Source organism: Microcoleus sp. PH2017_08_TRC_O_A (assembly GCF_020738665.1).
GTDB lineage: Bacteria > Cyanobacteriota > Cyanobacteriia > Cyanobacteriales > Microcoleaceae > Microcoleus.
This window is the reverse complement of the sequence record NZ_JAEQCE010000086.1, coordinates 1-5,046: the sequence shown is the minus strand read 5'-3', so window position 1 is coordinate 5,046 and position 5,046 is coordinate 1. Positions and strand designations below refer to the sequence as shown.

The following is a 5,046-nucleotide window of genomic DNA, read 5'->3' as shown; positions in this document are numbered from 1 at the left end:
CCAGAAACCGGGTTGATTCCCTTATCTCTCGTAATCCACCGAAAATTGTCGGAGAAACCCGGTTTCTCGCCACGCAGCGAGAGAATTAAACGCACCCAATCTCAGAAAACTGTGTAAAAATGGTAGAAAAGGGTGCGTGAAAATTCATAGTCCCTGGTATGTATCAGGATTTTTCGCGGTCACACACACTACAACTATAACTCTTTAAAAAATTGAGGACTAAAGTTTTTACTACAAACCTCAAGACAATTCATCAAACAAAAAACCGGGTTTTTTACCAAAACCCGGCTACCATGAACACCAGCAATTTTAACACTGCTCAAACCTCAATTCTTTAATAACTTCATGCCCATTTTCACCTTGTCCAAAATCGTCTTTTGCGACACACAAGTAATCAGACACAACTTGCCACAATTCAAGGTATCACGGCGGACTTCCTGAGCTTTTTCGCCGTACCAAATCTCGCGGGCACTGGTCTCTTTCACATTGCCAATCACCGGATATTCATCGCACAATTTTACATCGCCGCGCGTATCAATCCAGTAATTGCGGAGTCCAACACGACAAGGCCGAGTCGAATCAGGAGCTTTTTGTTCCTGGAAGTGAGGAACCATCAAACGCAATACTTCATCGCTGTTCATAATTGGTGCGCCGTTTTTCTTCATATCTATTAAGCGCTCAATTACCTGTGAAAATTCTTCCCTGTCTTCTTCTTCTACCCACAATTCCGAATAGGTTTCTGGTGTCCAGCGGTTGACTGGTTGGAAGTTCACCGTCGTGGCTCCAATTCCTTTCGCCCAGGTTACAATTTCCTCTAGGTGGCGGAAGTTGAGCCGATTGATAGTTGGTTTGACGTTGATTGGAAACAGGACGTTTTGTTTTTCTTGTTCTTCGCGCAGATAAACGATTCCTTTGGAAAGTCTGTCAAACAATCCGGGTTGACCGCGCAAATAATCGTGCAATTCTGCGTTCGGCCCGTCAACGGACATATTCACATTAAAAGGACGCGCCGCTACAGTTTTCGCTGCATTTTCCCGAGTCATACAATAGCCGTTTGTGGTGACACCGGCGTGGATGCCATTTTTGTTGGCAAATGTCAGCAAGTCTAGAAAACCTTTCTTAATATAAGGTTCGCCACCGCTAAAGTTGATGGAAAATTCGCCGATAAATTCTTTGACACTCAACAGGGCATTTTGCCAATCTTCGATCGTCATTTCGTCTTTATATTCTTTGAGGCGCCAATACTCGCATTGACGGCATTTCACGTTGCAGTGCTCGTTGACAATCCCGTAAAAAGTAACTGGGGTTGTCATGTCTAGCCCTGTATTGATCCGCAGCGATTCGGCTACTGCACTCTTGGTGTGTTTGACGCCCAGTCTGGATAAAGTTAAAGCATCCATGTTTTTGTTCCCTTACGTGTTGTTACTTAAGTCAATGTTATGAAATCGAGCTTGGTAAGTAGGGTTACGTATTTCTCCTTATTCCTCGTTACCTATTCCTCGTGAGTACGTATGCACCATCCTAATCGTCTCTTTGGGATATAGGTAGATGATTTTTAAAATTTTATAATATGAAGTATTGTAACATATTAGTATTTCAAATGTATCAAGCGATTATTTGTGTTTAAAGATGAATCCTGCTTAATAAGTGGCAGAAAGTATCAGCCTGAAATTGACTTAAATCAATAAATTGTAAATCTTACTGAAAATTTGTTAAAAAACTTAATAATTTGGCTCAGTAAAATTACTTAAGTATGCAGTACCAATAACTTAAAGTTATAATGAAATAAGGTGTCCGTACAGCATTTAGCTTCACACAACCTTTAAAATATGAAGGAATTTAAGTATTTCAACGGAAAAAAATGGCGATAAACATGGGACGATATTTGCACGTACTGAAATTGTTCTGGGGTGCAGCGATCGCAGCGGAGCTCGAATACCGGATCAACTTTGTCCTCGCAACCCTCAGCAGCCTCGGAAACCTTGCTGGTAGTTGGTTTGGCCTGTCGCTGTTTTACCGTACTGGCTACAGCTTTTCTGGCTATTCGTGGGAAGAAGCTTTAGTTGTACTCGGCATTTTTACGGTTTTGCAGGGGTTTTCGTCAACTTTTCTGGCGCCCAACCTCAGCCGTATTGTCGATCGAGTCCAGCAAGGTACTCTCGATTTTGTCCTCCTCAAACCCATCAGTTCCCAATTCTGGCTATCTGCAAACACTGTTTCCCCTTGGGGAATCCCGGATTTAATCTTCGGCACCGTATTGCTGCTGTATGCTGCTAATAAATTGGGAGTAGGAATAGGCAACTATTTTTTAACAGCAATACCGTTGTTATTTGGCACTATTACTCTTTACAGTATTTGGTTTATGCTGGGTGCAACCAGCATTTGGTTTGTCAAGATTTATAACGTTACCGAAGTCCTGAGAGGATTGTTAGAAGCGGGTAGATTTCCGATGGCAGCTTATCCCGCAGCTTATCGATTTTTCTTCACTTTTGTAGTGCCCGTTGCCTTCTTGACTACTGTGCCGGCAGAAGCCATGCTGGGCAGAGGTGACATGGTTTGGATCGCAGGGGCGGGAATTTTGGCGATCGGGCTTTTATTTTTCTCCCGGTACTTCTGGCAATTTGCACTCCGCTTTTACACCAGCGCTTCGAGTTGATTCATTCAGTTGACAGTTGACAGTTGACAGCGCTTAAGCTGGAAGGAAGAGGATTGGAGTAATGAATCGTCTTTTTTTGATTTCTCCCGATCGGGGTTCCCGTTTTAAACCAATTATTTGTGGTGAAAAACGAGAGAGGGATCATCTCAGTTTTGCATTTACAGTGCTGTCCCCGCTCGCGTGTTGTACAATACGCGAGCGGGGACAGCACTACAATAAAAAAATGCTTTTTACAAAACTGAGATGATCCCAACGAGAGAAGGTTTGACCAGTCGGGAATAGTACATGAAAATATACAGTTTGAATGCAGTACAGCGGACGGATAAATATTTTTTCCCCTATCTAGTTATATTCTCAAAAAAACAGTAAAATTTCTACATATCCTTGAAATCTAAACTCTCAATCAACTACGCAAACGAGGGCCAACGAATGAAAAGAAAAAAACTGGGCAACAGTAATTTTAATATCAGTGCGATCGGTCTGGGTGGTATGCCTATGTCGTTAAGCGGCCGGCCGCCAGAAGCGGAATCAATTGCGGTAATTCACCGCGCCCTCGATTTGGGCGTTACTCTGATTGACACCGCAGATTCTTATTGCCAAGATGAATCTGACAAACACCACAACGAGCATTTGATTGCCAAAGCTTTGCAAGAGTATACGGGAGATATTCGGGCTGTTACTGTGGCAACGAAAGGTGGTTTAATGCGCCCTCAAGGTGCCTGGACGCGCAACGGTAATCCCCACCATTTACGTCAAGCAATTCACGAAAGTTTTGAAGCTTTGGGAGGCCAAAAGCCGATCGACCTTTGGCAATATCACTCGCCCGATCCAGCCTATACAATCGAAGCAGCCCTAGCACCCGCAAAAGAAGCAGTAGAAGCAGGAATGGTTCGATTTATCGGAGTTTCCAACTTTTCTGTAGAGCAGATCAAACGCGCCCGCGATACAGTAGAAATTGTCTCGGTGCAGAATCAGTACAATCCGTGGCACAGACAGCCGGAATCCGACGGTGTACTGGAATATTGCGAAGCCGAAAAACTGACATTTTTCCCCTGGAGTCCTTTGGGGGGAAGCCGTCGGGCCACTAGCTTGCAAGATATGCCTGCGATCGCCAAATTAGCTGCCGAAAAAAACGTTTCAGTTTACTGTATAGTATTAGCTTGGTTGATGGCAAAATCGCCCTGTGTCGTTCCGATTCCCGGGGCTACAAAATTATCGAGCATTGAGGACTCCGTAAAGGCGATCGAAGTTAAATTGACTGATGAAGAATTGCAACAAATTGCAGCAAGTTAGAAACTTCACTGATAAGCTGTTACGCATTTAAGTTGCATATTTGGGGTGATGCTCTGAGTATCGCCCCACAAGATTTTGATAATTTCTTGATATATAATTTGAATGCAGAGTAGCTTATAATACGACAGATTTAATTAGTAAAATTACCCCTTTGTGAGGAATTGAGTTTTATGGAAGCTAATCAAGTGAATGCCGATCGAGACGTAGCAATTGAACATCAAAACGTACCTGTCGCCCATGAAGGACTGCACAATTTTTTATACAGTTCCGACTCAGAACATAGCGCATCGACTGCTATTTCTGAATTAGAAAATGACGGTACGCAAGTAATGTCGATCGATACTTGGCGGATGATAGCAAGTAATGCGAAAGTTGCCGGTGTTTACGCTGTCACGGACTCTTCTCGCAACACTCAATATGTAGGTTATTCGCGAAACATTCTGCTTTCAATCAACGGTCACATTGCCCAAAACGGCGCGGAAAATTGTGCTTTTGTGCGGGTGCAAACTTTTAAATTCCCAAAACGGGAAGAAATGGAAAGTTTGCGGGATGCTTGGATCGCAGAAATCGGCAGTATTCCGCCTGGAAACGGCGCCCAGAGCGAGATGTGGGCGAGTACGGTGGGTCAAGCAGCGCGATCGGCAATGTCGGCGGCTGAGCAACAAGCTTATGAGGAAAAGAAGCTAAAATTGCGTAAAGCAATGGCAGATTCTACTCTTAGCAAAGAGTTGGAAACAGCGGCTAAAAGTGATGGGGAAGGACACAAGCATCTGGGATCTGTTGTTAATAATGATGATGATTGGAGTGCGGTGATTCAATCGCAAACTCAGGAAACAAAGTCTGAAAAATAATATGCGGTGCTAGATAAAGTTTCGTTTGTTGTCAAGCGAACTGGAAGAACATCAAATGTTTGTAGGTGGCGAGAAACCGGGTTTCTTCGACAAATTTGGGGTAAGTACGAGAAGTATAGGAAGAAACCCGGTTTCTGAGATTATTGTCATCCAATTTTTTGGTTGGGTGGGGGCGGGTTTATTAATATTTGGGATGGTAATTATAGATGGTTGATCAACCCGCTCCTACGGAATTTGGTAATACAA

The 5,046-nt window shown here is 43.5% G+C and carries 5 protein-coding genes; 4 read left to right on the top strand and 1 reads right to left on the bottom strand.

Annotated features, from left to right (window positions below; all coding sequences use genetic code 11):
• Positions 1-326 precede the first annotated feature (326 nt).
• Positions 327-1,400, bottom strand: a complete 1,074-nt coding sequence (locus tag JGK22_RS25735; RefSeq protein ID WP_293182205.1) for a radical SAM protein — start codon at positions 1,398-1,400, stop codon at positions 327-329.
• A gap of 461 nt (positions 1,401-1,861) precedes the next feature.
• Here JGK22_RS25735 and JGK22_RS25730 point away from each other — a divergent pair, with 461 nt between their 5' ends.
• From JGK22_RS25730 to JGK22_RS25715, 4 genes are all read left to right on the top strand, one after another.
• Positions 1,862-2,656 carry an ABC transporter permease gene (locus JGK22_RS25730; RefSeq protein WP_325315485.1) on the top strand — a complete coding sequence of 265 codons (795 nt, stop codon included), beginning with the start codon at positions 1,862-1,864 and terminating at the stop codon, positions 2,654-2,656.
• Positions 2,657-3,085: 429 nt separating this feature from the next.
• Positions 3,086-3,949, top strand: coding sequence for an aldo/keto reductase (locus JGK22_RS25725; protein WP_293182207.1), 864 nt, complete (start codon positions 3,086-3,088; stop codon positions 3,947-3,949).
• Between the two features lie 170 nt (positions 3,950-4,119).
• Positions 4,120-4,800, top strand: coding sequence for a GIY-YIG nuclease family protein (locus JGK22_RS25720; protein WP_293182209.1), 681 nt, complete (start codon positions 4,120-4,122; stop codon positions 4,798-4,800).
• A 28-nt stretch (positions 4,801-4,828) separates the two neighbouring features.
• Positions 4,829-5,014, top strand: a complete 186-nt coding sequence (locus JGK22_RS25715) for a hypothetical protein (RefSeq protein WP_293182211.1) — start codon at positions 4,829-4,831, stop codon at positions 5,012-5,014.
• The last annotated feature ends 32 nt before the right edge of the window (positions 5,015-5,046 follow it).